Genomic DNA, 18,272 nt, shown 5'->3' with positions numbered 1-18,272 from the left:
TCCTCCTCGTCGTCCAACGGCTCCTCGTCGTCATCGGAGGCGGTGGACTTCTTCGTGCTCTTGGGCCGTTCCGCGCTGCGAGACTTGCTCGCCGCCTTCTGAGGCTTGGCCTTGCCGTTCGCCCGCCCGCCTTCCGCCTCTTCGGCGTCGTCGGCGTCGTCGGCGTCGTCATCGGACCGGCTGGGGTTCCGCAGCGACTCGGCCCGGTCGGAGAGCCTGGTGCTCAGCGAGTTGATCTGCTTGCTCGCCGCCGCCACGGCCGCGGCCTTCCCGGCCTCCAGCAGGCCGTCGCGAACGCCGGCAGTGATCTTCTCCAACTCCGGAGAAGAGCTGAGCGTCTTGATTCCCTGCTGCAGCAGCTTGCGCTGGCTGGTTCCCATCCGGCCCGTCGCCCCGGCCATCGCCAGCGCGAGAGCCAACTTCAGCTTCTGGCGTCGGCCGAGGGCGTAGCCCGCGGCGACCGCCAGGGCTAGCTGCGCTTTGCTGTTCACGATCATCACTCCTCACCCGAGCACCCAGCCCTGAGGCCGACCACCCGGCTACGGCCGATCGGCCGTGCGGGGCGGAAGCGTCGGCATTCGCCACGCCCGAAAACGCCGGAGAATGTCTCGCTCTTGAATCGGCGGCTACATACCCTAGAAAGGGATCAAAAAACATATATAGGCATAAACCAGACAATCTTGGTCCGGGCGATGGGAGGGCCGTTGATCGTCACTCGCCGGCCGGGCGTTCACGGTCCGCGATCCGGTCGAGGAGGGCCTCCAGCGTCTTGTCGTCCGTGGCCGGAGCCATGACGGTGACCCGCAGATGGCGGATGCCGCCGATCTCGGTGGAGGTCAGTGGGAACGCGCCGTCCTCCATCAGGCGCTCGCGGATCCCGGCTTGGTCGCCGGTGCCGTACCGGAAGCAGACGATGTTGCTCTCCGGCTCGTACGGGCATTCGAAACCGGGTCGCTCGCGAGCCAGCTCCCAGAAGCGGTGCGCGGTGGCGTACTGCCGCGCGACGTGGTCGCCCAGGCCCCGCTCGCCCCGCCAGGCCAGGTTGAGGAAGATCTTCAGGCCCAGTTCGGCCTTGCTGCACTCCACGGTCCTGCCGATCAGGTCGAAACCCTGGTCGCCGTAGAACAGGTAGCTCGCCCGCTGCCGGAAGGCCGCGTCCAGGTCCCCCTCGCGCCTGGTCAGGACCGCCGCCACCAGGCTGGAGGTCCGCAGCATCTTGTGCGCGTCCCAGATCAGCGAGTCGGCGAGCTCGATCCCTTCGAGCAGGTGCCGATGCTCCTCCGACAGCAGCGCCGAGGCTCCGTGAGCGCCGTCCACGTGGAACCAGACGCCGTTGTCCGCGCAGAACCCGCCGATCCCGCGCAGGTCGTCGTAGAGCCCGGTCCCGGTCGAGCCGGCGTTCGCCACCAGGGCCATCGGCCGCCGTCCCGCCCGGCGCACGCGGTCCAGGGCGTCGGGCAGCCTCGCGACGTCGATCCTGCCCAGCCCGTCCACGTCCAGCGGCATGACCGCGCGCTCCCCCAGGCCGAGGATCGCGGCGGCGCGGGTGAGCGAGTAGTGCGCCGACTCCGGCGCGAGCAGGGCGAGGTCGCCGGGGACCCCGTCGGTCCACGCGTCCGGTGCGGCGGCCGCCCGCGCGGCCAGCAGGGCGGTGAGGTTGGCCAGCGACCCCCCGTGGGTGAGCACGCCGCCGCCCGCCTCGCCGTACCCGACCTTGCCGAGCATCCAGCGCAGGACCTCGAACTCGACCGTCGCCGCCGAGGCGCCCATCTCGTAGATCGCCATCGGGTTGTTGGCCGCGCCGTGGACGAAGTCGGCGAGGGCGGCGGGAAAGTCGGGCGAGGCGATCTGGTGGGCCAGATAAGCCGGGTGGTGCAGCCTGGTGCCCTCGGCGAGATAGGCGCGCAGGAACTCCCCGTAGCCCTCCGGGGTCATCCCTCCCTCTCGCATCCACCGCGCGAGCCCGAGCCGCTCGGCCAGCTCGCGCGGGGGCCTGCGACCGATGACGGGAGGCAGACCCCGCTGGCTCTCGTCCACGTAGGCGGCCAGCTCGTCGACGGTCACACCGGCTGCGCGTACGAACTCCTCAATGTTCCACATCACACGGAGATACTGGTCGCCCCCATGACGAACCGCCAACGCCGGCGAACGCCCTCTGGTCAACGAGTTACGCAAAGTAAAGTCAGCTCCACTCGCCTCGCCGACCAGCGTCCGCACAGGCCAGAAGACGATCTACCGGAGGGAGAGTGGGCCTCATGAGCGTCTACAGCTTCGAACTACACTTCACAGCCCCGAGCGGCGAAGAGACGATCGACGCCCTGTACGAAGCGGGATGGGACGATGCCACGGTGTCGCTCGATCCCGTCACGGGCGGGCCCGGAGTCGCCGCGTTCGACCGCGAGGCATCCACTGCGGTGGAGGCGATCGCCTCGGCGATCGCCCAGGGCCGGGCCGCGGGAGTCGAGGTCACCGGAGTGAGCGAGGATCTCGTGACGCTCGGCGGGAGCGGTGATCGGCTGGGTGATGCCGACGACGACCAGACCTCGCCGACGCGCATACCGTCCCCGGCTCCCGAGGCTCTGCCAGGGCTTTACTTCAGGTGGAGCTGTTTCATGATCTTGAGGAGGCCTGCGAGGGTGTCGGCGTACTTGTCGTAGCCCATGCCGAGGATCGGCTCGAAGCCCAGCCAGGAGGCCTGGCTGGAGATGGTCTGCACCTCGGTGTACTTCAGCAGGCCCTCGGTCCCGTGGCGCCGGCCGAGCCCCGAGGATTTCATCCCGCCCATGGGCGCGTCGTAGGAGGCGTAGGCCGAGCCGTACCCCTCGTTGACGTTGACGGTTCCGGCGTTGATCCGGGAGGCGAGCGCGCGTCCGCGGGACAGGTCCCGGGTCCAGATGGAGGCGTTGAGGCCGTAGTCGGTGTCGTTGGCCCTCTCGACCGCCTCGTCCTCACCGGCGAACCGATAGATCGCGACGACCGGGCCGAAGGTCTCGGCGCGGCACAGGTCCATGCTCTCGTCCACGCCGGCCAGGATGGTGGGCTCGTAGAACAGCGGGCCGATGTCGGGGCGGGCCTTTCCGCCGGTGAGGACCTCGGCCCCCTTCGCGACGGCGTCGTCCACGTGGGCGCTGACCGCGTCGAGCTGGCGCCGGGAGGTCAGGGAGCCCATCTGCACGTTCCAGTCGAGCCCGGAGCCGAGCTTCATGTTCCGTGTCTGGCGGACGAACTTCTCCACGAACGCGTCGTACACGGCGTCGTGGACGTAGAGCCGCTCGATGGACAGGCACAGCTGCCCGGCGTTGGTGAAGCAGGCGCGCAGCGCGCCCTGGGCCGCCACGTCCAGGTCCGCGTCGTCGAGGACGATCATCGGGTTCTTGCCGCCGAGCTCCAGCGAGCAGCCGATCAGCCGCTTGGCCGCCGCTTCGGCGATCTTCCGGCCGCCGCGGGTGGAGCCGGTGAACGCCACGTAGTCGGCGTCCTCGATCAGCGCGTCACCGATCTCGGCGGGGTCGCCGAGGACGACCTGCCAGATCTCGCGGGGCATCCCGAGGGAGACCAGCAGGTCGATCGTCCACAGCGTGGACAGGGCGGTCTGGGTGTCGGGCTTGTGGACCACGGCGTTGCCCGCGATCAGGGCCGGGACGACGTCGGTGACGCCGAGCGACAGTGGGTAGTTCCACGGGGAGATCAGGGCCACGGTCCCCTTGGGCCGGCGCACCTCGGCCGTTTTTGTCGCGATGGGGAAGACGCCCGCGCGCGACCTGGGCTCCAGGAGGCCGGGTGCCCGCCGTACGTAGTAGAGCGTGCAGCCCGCGACGTCGAGGACCTCCTCGAAGGCGTGCCTGCGGGCCTTTCCGGTCTCCCACTGGACCAGGTCGAGGATCTCCTCGCGGCGGTCGAGGATGGCGTCGTGCAGCTGGAGGAAGGGCTTGATCCGTTCGCGCACGGGCAGCGCGGCCCAGGCCTTGCGCGCCTCCCGGGCCACGGCGTAGGCGGCCTGGACGTCCTTGGCCGTGGAGACGGGCAGCTCGGCGAGGGGCTCGCCGGTGAACGGCGCGACGATCTCCTGGGTCTTCTCGCTGGAGACGACCTGCCGGACGATGCGCTCGATCATGTTCGGGTCGAGGGTCCGCGTTGCTCCAAGAGTGACAGCCATGACCGCAGAGTAATCGCGCGGGACAATCTCTGGCTACCCGGAACGGCGACCGGTGTTCCGGGTGGCGGACCGGAGGCGAGGGCCGACGTGAAGCCTCCCCCTCAGCGCTGCGAATCGAGGGGGAAGACCGGCCCTCGGCGCCGCGGGCCGAAGGCGAGAAGTTACGGGTTGGAGGCGAGAACCGGTGTGAAACCACCCCTCGGCGCCGCGGACCGAAGGCGAGGGCCGGTGGGGAAGCGTCCCTCGGCGGGTTGAACCGAGGGCCCGCTCGATCCGTCGTAGGGGCATGAGGACATCGATCCGTACGGCCGGCGCCGTCACCCTCGCCGCCGCCCTGCTCGCCACGGCGTGCAGTTCGACAGAGCCGAGGACCGGCCCGTCGGCAGAGGCGAGGACCGGCGCGAGCCGTACGACGCCGGTCGATCTGGGCAATATCAAACTGGTCTCCTACAGCGGTTGTGACGACATGCTGGCCGGGTTGCGGACGGAGACGGCGAAGAACGTCGGCCCCTGGGGCATCGGCGGCCCAATGACCATGTTGTATGCGGACGCGCGTCCTGCCATGCGCTCGGACGCCACCGCGGCCAAGGGCGCGTCGGGCGCGCCCGAGCACTCGACCACGAACGTGCACGAGGCCGGGGTGGACGAGCCGGACCTGGTGAAGACCGACGGCAACCGGGTGATCACCGTGAACCGCGGCGTGCTGCGGGTGGTGGACGCCGCGACCAGGAAGGTCACCGGCACGCTCAGGCTTGTGGACACCGAGCAGGCCTGGGCCCCGGCCGACCTGTTGATCAGCGGGGACCGGGCGCTGGTGCTGTTCTCCGGTGGCGGGATCATCCCGTTCGGCGCGATGGCCAAGCGGCCCGCGAGTTCCGGGCCCCGTTACGTTCTCGTCGACCTGTCCGGCGCGCCGAAGGTGATCGGCTCGCTCACCCCGAACGGCGCCCACGTGGACGCCAGGATGGTCGGCTCGACGGTGCGGATCGTGGTCCGCAGCCAGCCCGAGATCAACTTCCCCGACGCCGGGCCCGACCTCTCCGAGAACGAGCGCACCCGGCGCAACATGGACGTCGTGGCCAAGACGCCGATCGAGGCGTGGCTGCCGACGTTCGAGGTGACCGCCGCGGACGGCACGACCTCGAAGAAATCGGTCGGGTGCGAGCAGATCAGCCATCCCGCCGAGTACACCGGGACGTCGATGCTGACCGTGCACAGCCTGGACCTGTCACCGGGGGTCACCGAGATCGCCGAGACCGCGCCGATCGGCGTGGCGGCCGACGGTGACACGGTCTACGGCACCGGCGGCAGCCTGTACGTGACCAGCAACCCGCGCTGGTGGTGGCCCCGGCCGATCAACCCACCGATCATCGACGACTCCGCGCCACCGGCGCCCACCGAGACGGCGACCGCGACGGAGCTCCCGAAGGCGACCCCGGCCGCGCCGGCGGCGCCACAGTCCGAGTCGACGCCGTCGGAGCCGCCGGTCCCCGTGAATCCCACGCCCGCCCCCGCCCTCGCGCAAACCCCGGCGGTGCCCCCGGCCTCCGAGCCGACTCCCCCGTCCGTCCCCACCCTCACGAAGGCCCCGCCGACTCCCGTGCCCCCGAAAACGCCGGTCGAGCCGCCGGAGGAGACCGAGGTTCACCGGTTCGACATCACCGCGCCCGGCGCGCCCCGCTACGTCGCCTCGGGCAAGGTGCCGGGCCGCCTGCTCAACCAGTACTCCCTGTCGGAGCACGAGGGGTATCTGCGGGTCGCCACCACCTCGACCGCCGGGCAGAGCAGTTCCAGTGCCGTCTACGTGCTCAAGGCCGACACCCTGGGCAAGGTCGGCGAGGTCGGCGGCCTGGGCGCCGGCGAGCGGATCTACTCCGTCCGCTTCATCGGCCCCGTCGGCTACGTGGTGACGTTCAGGCAGGTCGACCCGCTCTACACGCTCGACCTGCGCGACCCGGCCGCGCCGAGGAAGACCGGCGAGCTGAAGATCACCGGCTACTCGGCGTACCTGCACCCGGCGGGCGAGGGACGGCTGATCGGCGTCGGCCAAGAGGCGAGCGAGAAGGGCCGCACCCTCGGCACCCAGGTCTCGCTGTTCGACGTCAGCGACCCGGCCAACCCGCGCCGCCTGTCGCAGATGTTCCAGAAGGACTCCGGCTCCGAGGCCGAGTGGGATCCGCACGCCTTCCTCTACTGGGCCAAGACGGGCATGGCCGTCCTGCCGTTGAGCACCTGGACCGGCGCCGAGCAGACCAACGGCGCGGCCCTGGTCCTCAAGATCGACGACTCCGCCGTCACCAGGACCGGCACCGTCGTCCACCCCAAGCCCAAGCCCGCGCCCGGCGCCGACTTCGTCACCTACGATCCGGGCATCCGCCGCTCGATCGTCATCGGCGACAGCCTCTGGACGGTCTCCGATCTGGGCCTGAAGGTCAGCGACATGAACGGCCTCGCCGACCAGGCCTGGATCCCCTTCTCCTGACCGCCCCGCTTCCTGCCTGATCGGGCAGGGTCCGCTGCCGGCCCGGTCACGATCGAGTACGGCCGGTCCCGGCCTGATCGAACAGGGTCCGTTCCCGGCCCGGTCACGATCGGATACGGCTGCCCCTGGTCGTGATCGCGGCGGAACCGCCCGAGACCTTCAGCGGAAGGAACGGCGGTAAACGGCCGGGGTGGTGCGCAGGGCGGTGTAGAAGCGGCGGCGGAGGTTGACCGCCGAGGAGAGGCCGACGCGGGTGGCGATGGTCTCGACGGGCAGGTCGGTCTCCTCCAGCAGGGCGCGGGTGGCGGCCAGGCGGCGTTCCAGCAGCCAGCGGGCGGGTGGGACGCCGAGCTGGTCGGCGAACTGGCGGGTGAGGGTGCGGGGGGAGACGCCCGAGCGGGCGGCCATGTCCTCGACGGTGATCGGGTCGGGTAGGCGTGAGAGGAGCCATTCGAGCAGGGGGGCCAGGGAGTCCGGCATGGGGCCGGTGGTGGGGAGGGGAGGGTACTGGCGCTGGCAGCCCTCGCGGTGCGGACCGGCGGCGAGCTGGCGGCCGATGCGCATGGCGTGGGCCGCGCCATGCTCCTGGAGGACCTGGTGAAGGCAGAGGTCGAGGGTGGCGGCCGAGGCTCCGGCGGTGGCGACGTCGCCGTGATCGACGTAGATGACGGTGTGGTCGGGGATGACGCGGGGATGGCGGGCGGCGAGTTCGCCGGAGAGTTCCCAGTGGACGGAGGCGCGGCGGCCGTCCAGGAGGCCCAGGGCGGCGGGGATGAAGATTCCGGCGCAGACGGCCACGATGCGGGCGCCTCGGGCATGGGCTTGGGACACCGCGTGGAGCACGGCGGGCGAGGGGGCGAGGGTCCAGCCCGCGATGACCACGGTGTCGGCGTCGTCGATGGCTTCGAGGCCGCTGTCCACCTGGATGGGGACGCCGACGGTGGTGGGGAGGGAGCCGGGGTGTTCGGCGCACAGGCTGAAGCTGTAGTGCCGGGGGATGTCGGGGCCGTGGTAGCCGAAGACGGCCGAGGCGGAGGTGACCGGGTAGAGCTCCTGGTTCGGGGCGACCAGGGCGACCACGCGATGCGGGCCCGGAGGCGTCCGGGGCTTTTCCGGGCAATCCAGAGGCATGGCGCAAATGTACCCAATGATGTCATTTGGGACACCGGTGCCCTGATCTAGAAAAATCCAGAATTAAGGCTCATGTGGACAAGGAGCTTCACCCTCTACTTCGGGGCCCGCACGATCTCGCTGCTCGGCGACGCGATGATGCCCGTCGCCTCGGCGCTGGCGATCGGGAAAGTTTATGGGATCGCGGGCGTCGGCTACGTGCTCGCGCTCTGGACCGCGTCGGCCGTGCTGGTCATGTTGTTCGGCGGGGTCGTCGCCGACCGGATCGGCGCCCGGCGCTTGATGATCGGCGCGGACGTGGTCAGGGTCGTCACCCAGGGGGTCGTGGCCGTCGCCTTCCTGGACGGTGCTCCGCCGTACGCCCTGTTGCTGGTGACGGCGTTCTTGTCGGGCACGGCCGCCGGGATGTTCGAACCGGGCGTCAACGGCATGGTCTCCCTGGTCGCCAAAGATCCGCAGCGGGCCAACGCGACGCTGAAGATCGCCGAGGCGGTCACCCATCTGGCGGGTCCCGCGCTGGCCGGAGTCCTCATCGTCGTCGCCGGGCCGGTCGTCGTCTACACGGTGGACGCCGCGACGTTCCTGGTCAGCGGAGTGTGCCTGCTGCTGGTCCGGGTCACCGTGCCCAGGCCGGAGCCCTCCGACATGTGGAGCGACCTGCGCAGGGGCTGGGAGGAGTTCAGGGCCAGGAGCTGGATGTGGTCGGTCATCCTGGTCTGGGTGTTCTGGGGCGTTCTGGTGATCGGGCCGTACGTGCCGCTGTCGTCGCAGGTCATCGGGGCCGACTACGGCTGGGTGATGGCGGCGCTCGGCCTCGGCACCGTGCTGGGCGGGCTGGTGGCGATCAGGCTCAGGCCGCGCAGGCCGCTGGCGGCCGGGGCGATGGCCCTGAGCGGGTACGTGGCGGTGCCGCTGACGGTCGCGCTCGGGCTGCCGCTGCCGCTGCTGATGGCCGGGCACCTGCTCGGGGGGTGCGCGTTGGCGTTCTGGTCGGTGATGTGGTCGACCAGCGTGCAGACGCAGGTCGCGCCGGACGTGGTGAACCGGGTCAACGCCTACCAGGTGGCCGGGTCGGTCGCGGGCATGGCGGTCGGGCAGGCGCTGGCCGGTCCGGTCACCGCGCTGGTCGAACCGCGCACCTTCATGCTGGGGTCGGCCCTGGTGACGGTCGGCGTGGTGGCGGCACTGCTGTTGATCAAGCCGGTCAGGCGGCTGGGCCGGGACCCTCAGGAGACCGGAGGCCGGTCGATCCCGGTCTCGGCCGGCTTGCCGACGTAGCCGGTCATCGTCTGCGACCGGACGCGGGCAGAGAACTCCCCGGCCACGACTGTTCCCCGACCTCGGGATCACCCTCCACCAGCGAAGATCCCGAACTTCATGGGATTTTCGGCGATCACTATCGGAGCTCCTATTACACCGACATATCATCCTTTACAAGATCTTGTCAGAACTCTTGATCGATGTTACTTCTTGCGCACCACCTGTGATCCACAGGTGGCATGGCCGACGACGGCCAGATCTACGCAGGAGGATCGGTGTCGACCAAACCCTGGTTACGCATCACCGTCATCGCAGCCGCGACCGCGGCGCTCGCCCTTCCCCTTCCGGGTATCGCCAACGGTGAACCCGGCGGGCAGTCCCCCAAGATCCACGATTTCCAGGCCGAGCAGAGCGCCAAGCCGGACCTGGACAACCGGCAGGGCAGCGTCGCACCCCCGGTCTCGCTGTCCAGATCCGCGAGCACCGCGACGATCCGGTGGAACACCCTCGGCACCCCGGCCGTCATCACCGACTCCGCGCCACTCGCCGAGGGCCTGGGCGCCGACCCCGAACAGGCCGCGCGGGCCTACATCAAGGCGAACGAGACTCTCTTCGGCCTCTCCGGCGAAGCCGTGGACGGGCTGGAGAAGATCGCGGTCAACCCCATCGGGGACGGTTACGCCGTACTGCTCAGGCAGAAGTTCGGCGGCCTGCCGGCCGGCATCGACGGGCAGGTCGTGGTCGGCGTGAAGGACGGCACGATCGTCCACGTCACCTCGACCCTGTCGCGTTCGACCGAGGCGCCCCCCGCCGCGGGCATCACCGAGCAGCAGGCGCTGGAGATCGCGGCCAGGGACGGCGGGATCGACCTGGCCACGGCGCGCACCAAGCAGGCCACCCCCGTCGCGGTGCCCGCACCGGACGGGATCCACAACGCCTTCCAGGTCGTCCTGATCGGCGGTGCGGAGAGCGAGGCAGCCGGCTACACCACCCACGTGGACGCGGTCAGCGGCGAGATCATGACCCGCGAGAACCTCGTGGACCACGATTACGACCAGGACCGTGATCACGGCCACGGCAACGCCCCGGTCGGCCCGAGCTGGGAGGCCTTCCCGGCCAACCCGCCGGCCAACTACTCCTCCGTGGACACCCGCCAGACGTGGTGCTACACGTCCGGCGCCCGCTGCGACTACGTGGTCGGCGGCGACCCCGGCACGGGCAAGGCCTGGGACGTGGACCACGTCACGGGCGAGCCGACGAACACCAGCATCAGCAACGCCACCAGGACCGTCGAGAACCGGGCCAGCGGCAGCTCCAACAGCGTCGGCACCCGCAGCAACGTGATCACGCCGAGCCGGAACTACGCCTACCCCTGGACCAACAAGTGGTACACGGCCAAGTGCGACCCGGCCACGTTCGACCAGCCGGGTGAGGCCGATCTTGAAGCCGCGATGGCGAACCTGCACGCCATGCACAACCGGATGCACGACTGGTCCTACCGGCTCGGCTTCACCGAGACCGCCTGGAACATGCAGACCGACAACGGCGGCCGGGGCGGCCTCGGCGGCGACCCCGAGCGCGGCAACGCCCAGGCGGGCGCCCGGGTGCTCAGCGTGCGCGACAACGCCAACCAGATCACCGGTCCCGACGGGGTCGCGCCGATCACCAACATGTATCTCTGGCAGCCGATCGCGGGTTCGTTCTACGCCCCGTGCGTGGACGGCGACTACGACATGTCGGTGATCGGGCATGAGTACACCCACGCGATCTCCGGTCGTATGATCGGCGGCCCGAACGCCGGATGGAGCGGCGCCCAGGCCGGTGCCATGAACGAGAGCACCTCCGACCTGTTCGCCATGGAACAGCTCTACGAGTACGGCTTCCGCCCCGCGGGCGACACCCCCTACGTCACCGGCGGCTACGTCACCGGCGACAAGAAGGCGGGCATCCGCAACTACGACATGTCCAAGTCCCCGCTGAACTACAGCGACATCTCCTACGACATCGTCGGCACGCAGGTGCACGCGGACGGCGAGATCTGGTCCGCCACCCAGTTCGACGTGCGCAAGGCCTTCATCCAGCGGTACGGCGAGGGCAGCCCCGCCAAGCAGAAGGCGTGCGCCGACGGCCAGACCCCGGTGGCCCAGTGCCCCGGAAACCGCCGCTGGGCGCAGGTCTCCTTCGACGCCCTGCTGCTGATGGCCTCCGGCGCGGTCAGCTACGTCGACCACCGCGACGCGCTGCTCGCGGCGGACGCCATCCGCTTCGGCGGCGCGAACCAGGCGATCATGTGGCGGGCGTTCGCCGAGCACGGTCTCGGCGAGGGCGCGGCGAGCGTGGGGGGCAACGACCCCGACCCGACCCCCAGCTTCGTCGACCCCAAGGGCAAGAACGGCAGCCTGCAGCTCAAGCCGCTGCTGGACGCCAAGGACGCGGCGCTCAAGCTCTATGTCGGCGACTACGAGGGTCGCGTCGTGCCGGTGGCCGACACCGACCCGGCGACCGAGCTCGACGACACCGTGGAGATGACCCCCGGCTCCTACGACTTCGTGGTCGTGGGCAACGGGTTCGGACACACTCGGGTAAAGGGTGTGGTGCTGCCCGGCCTGAAGCTGCCGCTGCTCCTGCCCCTGGCGAAGAACCACGCCTCCGCCGCACTGGGTGCGACGGCGACGGGTGACGGCGTCAACCAGGCTCAGCTGATCGACGAGACCGAGGCGACGAACTGGGCCTCACTCACCGGTCCGGTCCAGGGCAAGTCCGTCACCGTCGACCTGGCCGGGACCAAGCCCGTCGAGGTCCGCAGGGTCCAGGTCAGCGCCATGCTCCGGCCCAGCATCAACGATCCGGCCGACCCCGGCACGCAGAACCGCTTCAGCGCCCTGCGCGCCTTCGAGGTCCTGGCCTGCGACGCCACCAAGAAGGACTGCGCGTCCCCCGCCTCCTACAAGCGGGTCTACACCAGCCCCTCTGACGCCTTCCAGACCAGCCTGCCGCGTCCTCGCGGCGCCGACCTGCTCATCGACTCCTTCAAGATCCCGACCACCAAGGCGACCCACCTGACCCTGCGGGCCGTCTCCACCCAGTGCACCGGCAACCCGCTCTACGCCGGTGAGCAGGACAACGACCCCAACTCCGCCACCGACTGCTCCACCGCCAGCCCCGCCAGGGACCACCTGCGCGCCGCCGAGTTCCAGGCCTTCACCCGCTAGGTCCTCGTACGGCTCCCGCCGACATGGCGGGAGCCGTGCCCACGGCGTCTGATTCCCCCTGCGGCTCCCGCCTTCACGGCGGGAGCCGTATCCGCCCGGTGCCCGAACCTGGGCCGGGGCCCGGATCACCCGGGACCGCCCCGGGCCCCGCTCAAGGCCCGGGGGCCCATACGGGGTCCGCGCCCGGCTACACGGGTTTCGGGTCGGGGCCCGCCACCGGCACGATCTCGGGGGCGCCGAGGCGGATCGCGTCGGCCTCCTGGTCGGTGTCCTGCTCCTGGGAGAGCCGCTCGGCCTCGACGCGCTTCGTGTAGTACTTCACCTCGCTCTTGACCTGCTCGTTGTCCCATCCCAGCGGCCCGGCGAGCAGCTCGGCGACCTCCTCGACCACGTCCAGCCCCCGGTGGAAGGTCTCGATCGAGATGCGCGTGCGCCGGGTCAGCACGTCGTTCACGTGTCGGGCGCCCTCGTTGCTGGCCGCGTAGACGACCTCCGCCCTGAGGTAGTCGTCCGCGCCGGTCAGCGGCTTGCCGAGCGACGGGTCCTGCTCGATCAACGCCAGGATCTCGTCGATCATCGACCCGTACCGCTGGAGCAGGTGCTCGATCCTGGCCACGTGCAGCCCCGAGGACTGGGCCAGCCGCTGCCGGGAGTTCCACAGCGCCTGATACCCCTCCGCCCCGGACAGCGGGACCCGGTCGGTGCACGAGGGCGGGACCCGCTGGTCCAGGCCGTGCGCCACCGCGTCCACGGCGTCCTTGGCCATGACCCGATACGTCGTGTACTTCCCTCCGGCCACCATGACCAGCCCCGGCACCGGATGGGCCACCACGTGCTCGCGGGAGAGCTTGGAGGTCTCCTCCGACTCCCCGGACAGCAGCGGGCGCAGCCCGGCGTAGACGCCCTCGACGTCCTCGCGGGTCAGCGGCACCGAGAGCACCGCGTTCACGTGGTCGAGCACGTAGTCGATGTCGGAGCGGGAGGCCGCCGGGTGTGCCCGGTCCAGCTCCCACTCGGTGTCGGTGGTCCCGATGATCCAGTGACGGCCCCAGGGGATCACGAACAGCACCGACTTCTCGGTGCGCAGGATGATCCCGGTCAGCGAGTGGATCCGGTCGCGCGGCACCACCAGGTGGACGCCCTTGGAGGCGCGTACGTGGATCTGTCCCCGGCCGCCGACCATCGCCTGGATGTCGTCGGTCCACACCCCGGTGGCGTTGACCACCTGCCGGGCCCGTACGTCCAGCTCACGCCCGGCCTCCAGGTCGCGCACCCGGACGCCGGTGACCCGCTCCCCCTCGCGCAGGAAGCCCACCACCTGCGCCCGCGAGGCGATGTTGGCCCCGTAGGTCGCGGCGGTCCGCAGCATGGTCACCACGTAGCGGGCGTCGTCGACCTGGGCGTCCCAGTACTGCACCGCACCGGTGAACGCCGTCCGCCGCAGCGAGGGCGCGATCCGCAACGCCCTCTTGCGTGACAGGTGCCGGTGCCCGGGAACGCCCCGGGTGAACCCGAAGGAGAAGCCCAGCATGTCGTACATCACCAGGCCTGCCCCGATGTACGGCCGTTCCCAGCCGACGTGCGTGAGCGGCATCAGGAACGGCACCGGCCGGACCAGGTGCGGGGCGATGCGCTGGAGCAGCAGTGCCCGTTCCTGGAGCGCCTCTCTCACCAGGTCGAAGTTGAGCTGCTCCAGGTAACGCAGCCCGCCGTGGATGAGTTTGGAGGACCTGGACGAGGTGCCGGAGGCGAAGTCGCGTGCCTCCAGCAGTCCGACGCTTAACCCGCGGGTCGCCGCGTCCAGTGCGACCCCCGCGCCGACGACCCCGCCGCCGATCACCACGACGTCCAGCTCTTCGGCGGCCATCTGGTTCAGTGCGGCGGTCCGTTCGGCAGGACCGAGCCGTGCGGTGCCCATTCGCGCCGTCATGCTGCATCCCCCTGGAGTCCGGCTTGTCGTGTTACGTCATCTTGCGCCATATATCTACCCACCAACCATAAGCATCACTACTGACCAGTAGCGAACGCCGGGCAGGATCCGGGCGACACGCCGGTGGACAGCGGAGGGCCTTTCCGTCAATTCTTGTCGCCCGCGGCGGAAAAACCCCACCGGACCGGGGCCGACCGCTCGAAGATCGAGCGCCGAGGATCGGCCACGGCGAGGCCGCGGGACACATCCTTGAACGTTTTGATGAACCGGGGGACGGTACCCGCGCTACACACCTGTCGTGGATGGGGGAAATCAGACGATCGCGCTGCGCTGGTTCGGCGTCGCGGGCCGTCGTTCGCGCGCCCAGGAGAGAGACGCGCTCGTCCTGGCCCGGGTGGCGGACGGTGACGCGAGCGCGCTGACCGAGCTGTACGAGCGATATGCCGGTCCGTTGTTCGCCTTCCTCTACCGGCTGGCCGGAGATCGGGGCACGGCCGAGGAGATCCTTCAGGACACGTTGCTGGCCGTGTGGCGCTCCGCGGGCACCTACCGGAGCCGCTCCACCGTGAGCACCTGGCTGTTCGGGGTGGCACGCAGGCAGGCGCACAACCGCCTTCGCGGCCTCCCGCCTCCCCTCCCGGCCGAACCGCCCGACGGCGCCGAGGTGGTCGATGGACTGCCCGGGCCGGAGGAGCTGGCCGTGGGCGGCGACCGGGTGCAGGCGGCGCTGGCACGGCTGCCCCTGGCGCAACGCGAGGTCGTCGTGCTCGCCTTTCTCAACGATCTGAGTCACCGGGAGATCGCCGACGTGCTGGGAATTCCGGTCGGCACGGTGAAAAGCCGCCTGCATCACGCCCGAACGACCCTGAGGGGGTGTCTCGATGAACGAATGGCCTGAACTGTCGGGAATCCACGACGGCATTCCGCCTCCCCCCGGGCCGGAGATCGTGCGAACCGTTCTGGCGAGGGCCGCGCACGACCGCGTGGAGACGCCCACCCGGCCGAGGCCGTACAGGGCGTGGGTGCTGCTGACGATGGAGGCCCGGCTCCTGCATCCGGCGATCTGGCTGGCCTCCGCTCTGATCATGGTGGCCGGCGTGGGTTTCACCCTGGCCAGAAGCGGTGCCTCGGAGTTCGTGCTCGCCCTGGCCGTCCCCCTGATCGCCGCCGCCGGTGTCGCCGGATCGTACGGCCCCGAGAACGACAGGGCCTTCGAACTGGTGGCCGTCACCCCGACGTCACCACGGGTCATCCTCCTGGCCCGGGTGACCCTGGTCTTCGGGTACGACCTGATCCTGGCGCTGCTCTCCTCGGCGGTGCTGGCCCTGCTGAACGCGACCCCCCTGGGACTGACCTCACTGATCACGACGTGGCTGGGACCCATGGCGACGCTCTCGGCGCTCAGCCTGCTGCTGTCGGTGTGCTGGAACCCGGAGGGCGCGACAGGCGTCGCGCTGGCGCTGTGGAGTGTCCACGCGCTGGCCTTCGCCGGCGTCCCCGTCCTGGAGGGCCTCCAGGGACTCTGGACGACCGGCTCGGTCACGGTCGTCCTCGCCCCGGCCCTGACACTCGCCGCCGTGACAGCCGTGGGCAAAGGTGAACCGATCCGGCGTGCCCGCGCAACTCACCGGTTATGAAATCCCTCGATCTCTGGTCGTACGAGATACGGAGAGCCGGTCCCGCGACCCTGCTGGCGCCCCCGGCCCTCGTCCTCCTCATCGCGGCCCTCGCCGCGTTCGGCACGCGGCTCGGCTCCCGGGAGGGGAACACGGCGTGGTTCCTCCTGGGGGCTCTGGAAACGGGAATCCCGCTCGTGGCGGGCATCGCGGCCGCCTCGCTGATCGGCCGGGATCGCTCCGTGGAACTGCTGCTCACCCTGCCCGGGGGATATCGCCCGACCCTGCTGCGCCGCCTGGTCGTGACGGTCGGCTGGGCGGCCCTCTGCGCCCTGGCCGCCTCGGTGCTGCTCGTCGCCACCGGCTGGTGGGAGCTGATCCCCGGCGCACCCGGTGGCCTGACCGGCCAGCTCACCTGGCTGTCCCCCCTGCTCTGGCTGTCGGCCCTGGGACTGCTCGCCGCTGTCACCCTCCGCAGCACCGCGGCCGCCACCTCCGTCGTCGCGTCCGTCTGGGTGTTCGAGCAGATGTTCTCCGGCGTCCTGCGGGAGAGCACGGTGCCCCGGCTGCTCTACCTGTTCCCCACCACGCGCTGGGGATCCGCCGCCGAATGGCTGCCCAACCGGCTGACCTTGCTGTCGACCGCGCTGCTGCTCGTCGCGGCGGCCTGGCCCCTGCTCGGCAACGCCGAGCGGACCCTCACCGGGGGTGAGACCGAATGATCGCGACCATGCGGTACGAGTTCCGCATGCAGATCCGCCGGCCCGTCCTGTGGATCGTCTACGGACTGACCTACGCGGCGACCGTCGCCACCTTCGGCTCGACGTACGTGACGCTGGACCTGGGCTTCGGCGAAGGGCTCGCCTCGAAGACGGCCATGATCTCGTCGGCCTCCCTGCTCATGTCCCTGCTGCCCATCGTCTACGGATGCCTGATCGCCGACCGGCTCATCCGTGACCGGCTGCTCGGCGTCGCAGGGGTCCTGGACGCGACCCCTGCCGGTCGTACCGGCCGTCTGATCGGCAAGTATCTCGGCACGTGCACGGCCACCGCCGTGCCGCTGATGCTCGCCTACTTCGGCCGGGCCGTGGCCTACGCGATCACCGAGGGGGAGCCCGCGGCGCTGGGCTGGGCGGTGACGCTCTTCGTGACGGCCGTCGTCCCCGGACTGCTCTTCCTCGGGGCGCTCGCCCTGGCCGGGCCCCTGCTGATGCCGGTCATGCTGTTCCGCGTGCTGTTCGTCGTCTACTGGTTCTGGGGGAACCTCATCCCCGCCACCATGATGCCGACCCTGTCCCGCAGCATCTTCGCGGCCAAGAGCGAGTATGTGGCCTACGGCCTCCTCGACTACGGCTCGAATCTGACGATTCCCCCGAACGTCATCCTGCCCCCCGAGGGCATCGTCTACGGCCCGTCACCCGGCGCCTCCCTGAACTTCCTGCGGCCCGAGGCCACGCCGGCCGTCGCCTTCCTCTGGATCGGCGTGATGATCGCGCTCGCGGCGGCCGTACTCTTCCTTACCCGTCTCCACACCATCCGGACGGAGTCCTGACATGCGCATCGAGATCTCCCGCCTGACCAAGACCTACGGGGGCGGCGTCCACGCCCTCAACGGGATCGACCTCGACGTGCCGACCGGCATGTACGGCCTGCTCGGCTCGAACGGAGCGGGCAAGACCACGCTCATGCGCGTCCTGGCGGGACTGCTCAGGCCCACCTCCGGGACGGTCCGCGTCGGCGGGCACGACATCACCACCGCCGACGGACGCCTGGCCGTGCACCGGGTGCTCGGATACCTCCCCCAGGAGCTCGGGGTCTACCCCGACCTGACCGCGCGGCGGTTTCTGGACTACATCGCCCTGCTCAAGGGACTCGACTCCCGTTCCCTCCGGCGACGCAGGATCGGCGAGTTGCTGGAGACGGTCGCGCTCACCGAGCACGCCGACCACAAGCTCAAGGGCTTCTCCGGCGGGATGCTGCGGCGGGTCGGCATCGCCCAGGCACTGCTCGCCGACCCCCGCCTGCTCATCGTGGACGAGCCGACGACCGGGCTGGACCCCGAGGAGCGCATCCGGTTGCGCGGCCTGCTGACCGAGTTCGCAGAAGATCGCACGGTCCTGCTCAGCACGCACATCGTCGAGGACGTGGCGCAGACCTGCCGGTTCCTGGCCGTGCTCGTGAAGGGCCGCCTGGTGTTCCAGGGGGACGTCGAGGAGTTGGTCTCCCGCGCCGACCGGCGGATCTGGACGGTGACCACTCCCGGTCCCGCGCCCTCGCGGGGCAGGATCGTGGGCTCCCGCCCCGACGGCGGGGGGACGCGCTACAGGATCCTCGCGGCCACCTCCCCCGATCCTTCGGCCCAGCCGTCCGAGCCGACCCTCGAAGACGGCTACCTCGCACTCATGGAGGCCGGCCGGTAAGCACCCGCATCCGGGTTTCCGCCCGCATAACTATGCTCGCTACTGGCGAAAAGCAATCAGTGACA

14 protein-coding genes are annotated in these 18,272 nt (G+C 70.2%); 9 read left to right on the top strand and 5 right to left on the bottom strand.

Translation table 11 applies throughout. The features are described 5' to 3' along the window. Nucleotides 1-491 (bottom strand): hypothetical protein (locus CHC08_RS22450; RefSeq protein ID WP_179282158.1); only part of this gene is annotated, 491 nt, incomplete at its 3' end. A gap of 220 nt (nt 492-711) precedes the next feature. Next, the gene (locus tag CHC08_RS22445) at nt 712-2,100 is read right to left on the bottom strand and encodes a pyridoxal phosphate-dependent decarboxylase family protein (protein ID WP_089209315.1); all 1,389 of its coding nucleotides are present in this window, start codon (nt 2,098-2,100) and stop codon (nt 712-714) included. 155 nt (nt 2,101-2,255) lie between these two features. Between CHC08_RS22445 and CHC08_RS22440 the strand changes: the two genes are divergently transcribed. Beyond that, nucleotides 2,256-2,657: a hypothetical protein gene (locus tag CHC08_RS22440; RefSeq protein WP_143653310.1), complete on the top strand. Its 402-nt coding sequence runs from the start codon at nt 2,256-2,258 to the stop codon at nt 2,655-2,657. Here CHC08_RS22440 and CHC08_RS22435 read toward each other — a convergent pair. Next, nucleotides 2,591-4,156: a succinic semialdehyde dehydrogenase gene (locus CHC08_RS22435; RefSeq protein ID WP_089209313.1), complete on the bottom strand. Its 1,566-nt coding sequence runs from the start codon at nt 4,154-4,156 to the stop codon at nt 2,591-2,593. The two genes, CHC08_RS22440 and CHC08_RS22435, sit on opposite strands and share 67 nt — an antisense overlap. Nucleotides 4,157-4,442: 286 nt before the next feature. Here CHC08_RS22435 and CHC08_RS22430 point away from each other — a divergent pair, with 286 nt between their 5' ends. After that, the gene (locus CHC08_RS22430; protein WP_089209312.1) at nt 4,443-6,638 is read left to right on the top strand and encodes a beta-propeller domain-containing protein; all 2,196 of its coding nucleotides are present in this window, start codon (nt 4,443-4,445) and stop codon (nt 6,636-6,638) included. A 159-nt stretch (nt 6,639-6,797) separates the two neighbouring features. Here the strand turns inward: CHC08_RS22430 and CHC08_RS22425 are convergent, their stop codons facing one another. Further along, on the bottom strand, nt 6,798-7,769 hold the full coding sequence (locus tag CHC08_RS22425) for a GlxA family transcriptional regulator (RefSeq protein WP_089209311.1): 972 nt from the start codon (nt 7,767-7,769) through the stop codon (nt 6,798-6,800). A gap of 72 nt (nt 7,770-7,841) precedes the next feature. Between CHC08_RS22425 and CHC08_RS22420 the strand changes: the two genes are divergently transcribed. Further along, entirely contained in the window at nt 7,842-9,047 is a 1,206-nt protein-coding gene (locus tag CHC08_RS22420; RefSeq protein WP_089209310.1) for an MFS transporter, read from the top strand. 257 nt (nt 9,048-9,304) lie between these two features. After that, a complete protein-coding gene (locus tag CHC08_RS22415) occupies nt 9,305-12,241 on the top strand; it encodes a M36 family metallopeptidase (protein WP_245878473.1) in 2,937 nt (978 codons plus the stop codon). Between the two features lie 187 nt (nt 12,242-12,428). On the opposite strand, the gene glpD is transcribed toward CHC08_RS22415, so the two are convergent. Then, the gene (gene glpD / locus CHC08_RS22410; RefSeq protein WP_089209308.1) at nt 12,429-14,171 is read right to left on the bottom strand and encodes a glycerol-3-phosphate dehydrogenase; all 1,743 of its coding nucleotides are present in this window, start codon (nt 14,169-14,171) and stop codon (nt 12,429-12,431) included. A gap of 298 nt (nt 14,172-14,469) precedes the next feature. On the opposite strand from glpD, the gene CHC08_RS22405 reads away from it, so the two are divergent. From CHC08_RS22405 to CHC08_RS22385, 5 genes are read left to right on the top strand one after another with little or no spacing between them, the layout of a single operon-like run. Next, complete coding sequence (locus CHC08_RS22405) at nt 14,470-15,069, top strand: RNA polymerase sigma factor (RefSeq protein WP_245878472.1); 600 nt, start codon at nt 14,470-14,472, stop codon at nt 15,067-15,069. Continuing rightward, on the top strand, nt 15,053-15,808 hold the full coding sequence (locus CHC08_RS22400; RefSeq protein ID WP_089209307.1) for a hypothetical protein: 756 nt from the start codon (nt 15,053-15,055) through the stop codon (nt 15,806-15,808). The genes CHC08_RS22405 and CHC08_RS22400 overlap by 17 nt, the downstream gene beginning before the upstream one ends. Beyond that, complete coding sequence (locus CHC08_RS22395) at nt 15,805-16,509, top strand: hypothetical protein (RefSeq protein ID WP_089209306.1); 705 nt, start codon at nt 15,805-15,807, stop codon at nt 16,507-16,509. Before CHC08_RS22400 ends, CHC08_RS22395 begins: the two co-directional genes overlap by 4 nt. 8 nt (nt 16,510-16,517) lie before the next feature. Then, on the top strand, nt 16,518-17,339 hold the full coding sequence (locus CHC08_RS22390; protein WP_143653309.1) for a hypothetical protein: 822 nt from the start codon (nt 16,518-16,520) through the stop codon (nt 17,337-17,339). Between the two features lies 1 nt (nt 17,340). Then, complete coding sequence (locus CHC08_RS22385; protein ID WP_089209304.1) at nt 17,341-18,207, top strand: ABC transporter ATP-binding protein; 867 nt, start codon at nt 17,341-17,343, stop codon at nt 18,205-18,207. Nucleotides 18,208-18,272 lie beyond the last annotated feature (65 nt).

The sequence above is a fragment of the Streptosporangium subroseum genome (assembly GCF_900188345.1).
Lineage (GTDB): Bacteria > Actinomycetota > Actinomycetes > Streptosporangiales > Streptosporangiaceae > Streptosporangium > Streptosporangium subroseum.
The sequence above is the reverse complement of the archived record's forward strand: the minus strand, read 5'-3'. Positions and strand labels throughout refer to the sequence as shown.

What these genes read in the sequence shown, in the direction of transcription:
- CHC08_RS22445 (WP_089209315.1), bottom strand. Translation starts at nt 2,100, where the DNA reads ATGTGGAACATTGAGGAGTTCGTACGCGCAGCCGGTGTGACCGTCGAC.
- CHC08_RS22440 (WP_143653310.1), top strand. Translation starts at nt 2,256, where the DNA reads ATGAGCGTCTACAGCTTCGAACTACACTTCACAGCCCCGAGCGGCGAA.
- CHC08_RS22435 (WP_089209313.1), bottom strand. Translation starts at nt 4,156, where the DNA reads ATGGCTGTCACTCTTGGAGCAACGCGGACCCTCGACCCGAACATGATC.
- CHC08_RS22430 (WP_089209312.1), top strand. Translation starts at nt 4,443, where the DNA reads ATGAGGACATCGATCCGTACGGCCGGCGCCGTCACCCTCGCCGCCGCC.
- CHC08_RS22425 (WP_089209311.1), bottom strand. Translation starts at nt 7,769, where the DNA reads ATGCCTCTGGATTGCCCGGAAAAGCCCCGGACGCCTCCGGGCCCGCAT.
- CHC08_RS22420 (WP_089209310.1), top strand. Translation starts at nt 7,842, where the DNA reads ATGTGGACAAGGAGCTTCACCCTCTACTTCGGGGCCCGCACGATCTCG.
- glpD (WP_089209308.1), bottom strand. Translation starts at nt 14,171, where the DNA reads ATGACGGCGCGAATGGGCACCGCACGGCTCGGTCCTGCCGAACGGACC.
- CHC08_RS22400 (WP_089209307.1), top strand. Translation starts at nt 15,053, where the DNA reads ATGAACGAATGGCCTGAACTGTCGGGAATCCACGACGGCATTCCGCCT.
- CHC08_RS22395 (WP_089209306.1), top strand. Translation starts at nt 15,805, where the DNA reads ATGAAATCCCTCGATCTCTGGTCGTACGAGATACGGAGAGCCGGTCCC.
- CHC08_RS22390 (WP_143653309.1), top strand. Translation starts at nt 16,518, where the DNA reads ATGCGGTACGAGTTCCGCATGCAGATCCGCCGGCCCGTCCTGTGGATC.
- CHC08_RS22385 (WP_089209304.1), top strand. Translation starts at nt 17,341, where the DNA reads ATGCGCATCGAGATCTCCCGCCTGACCAAGACCTACGGGGGCGGCGTC.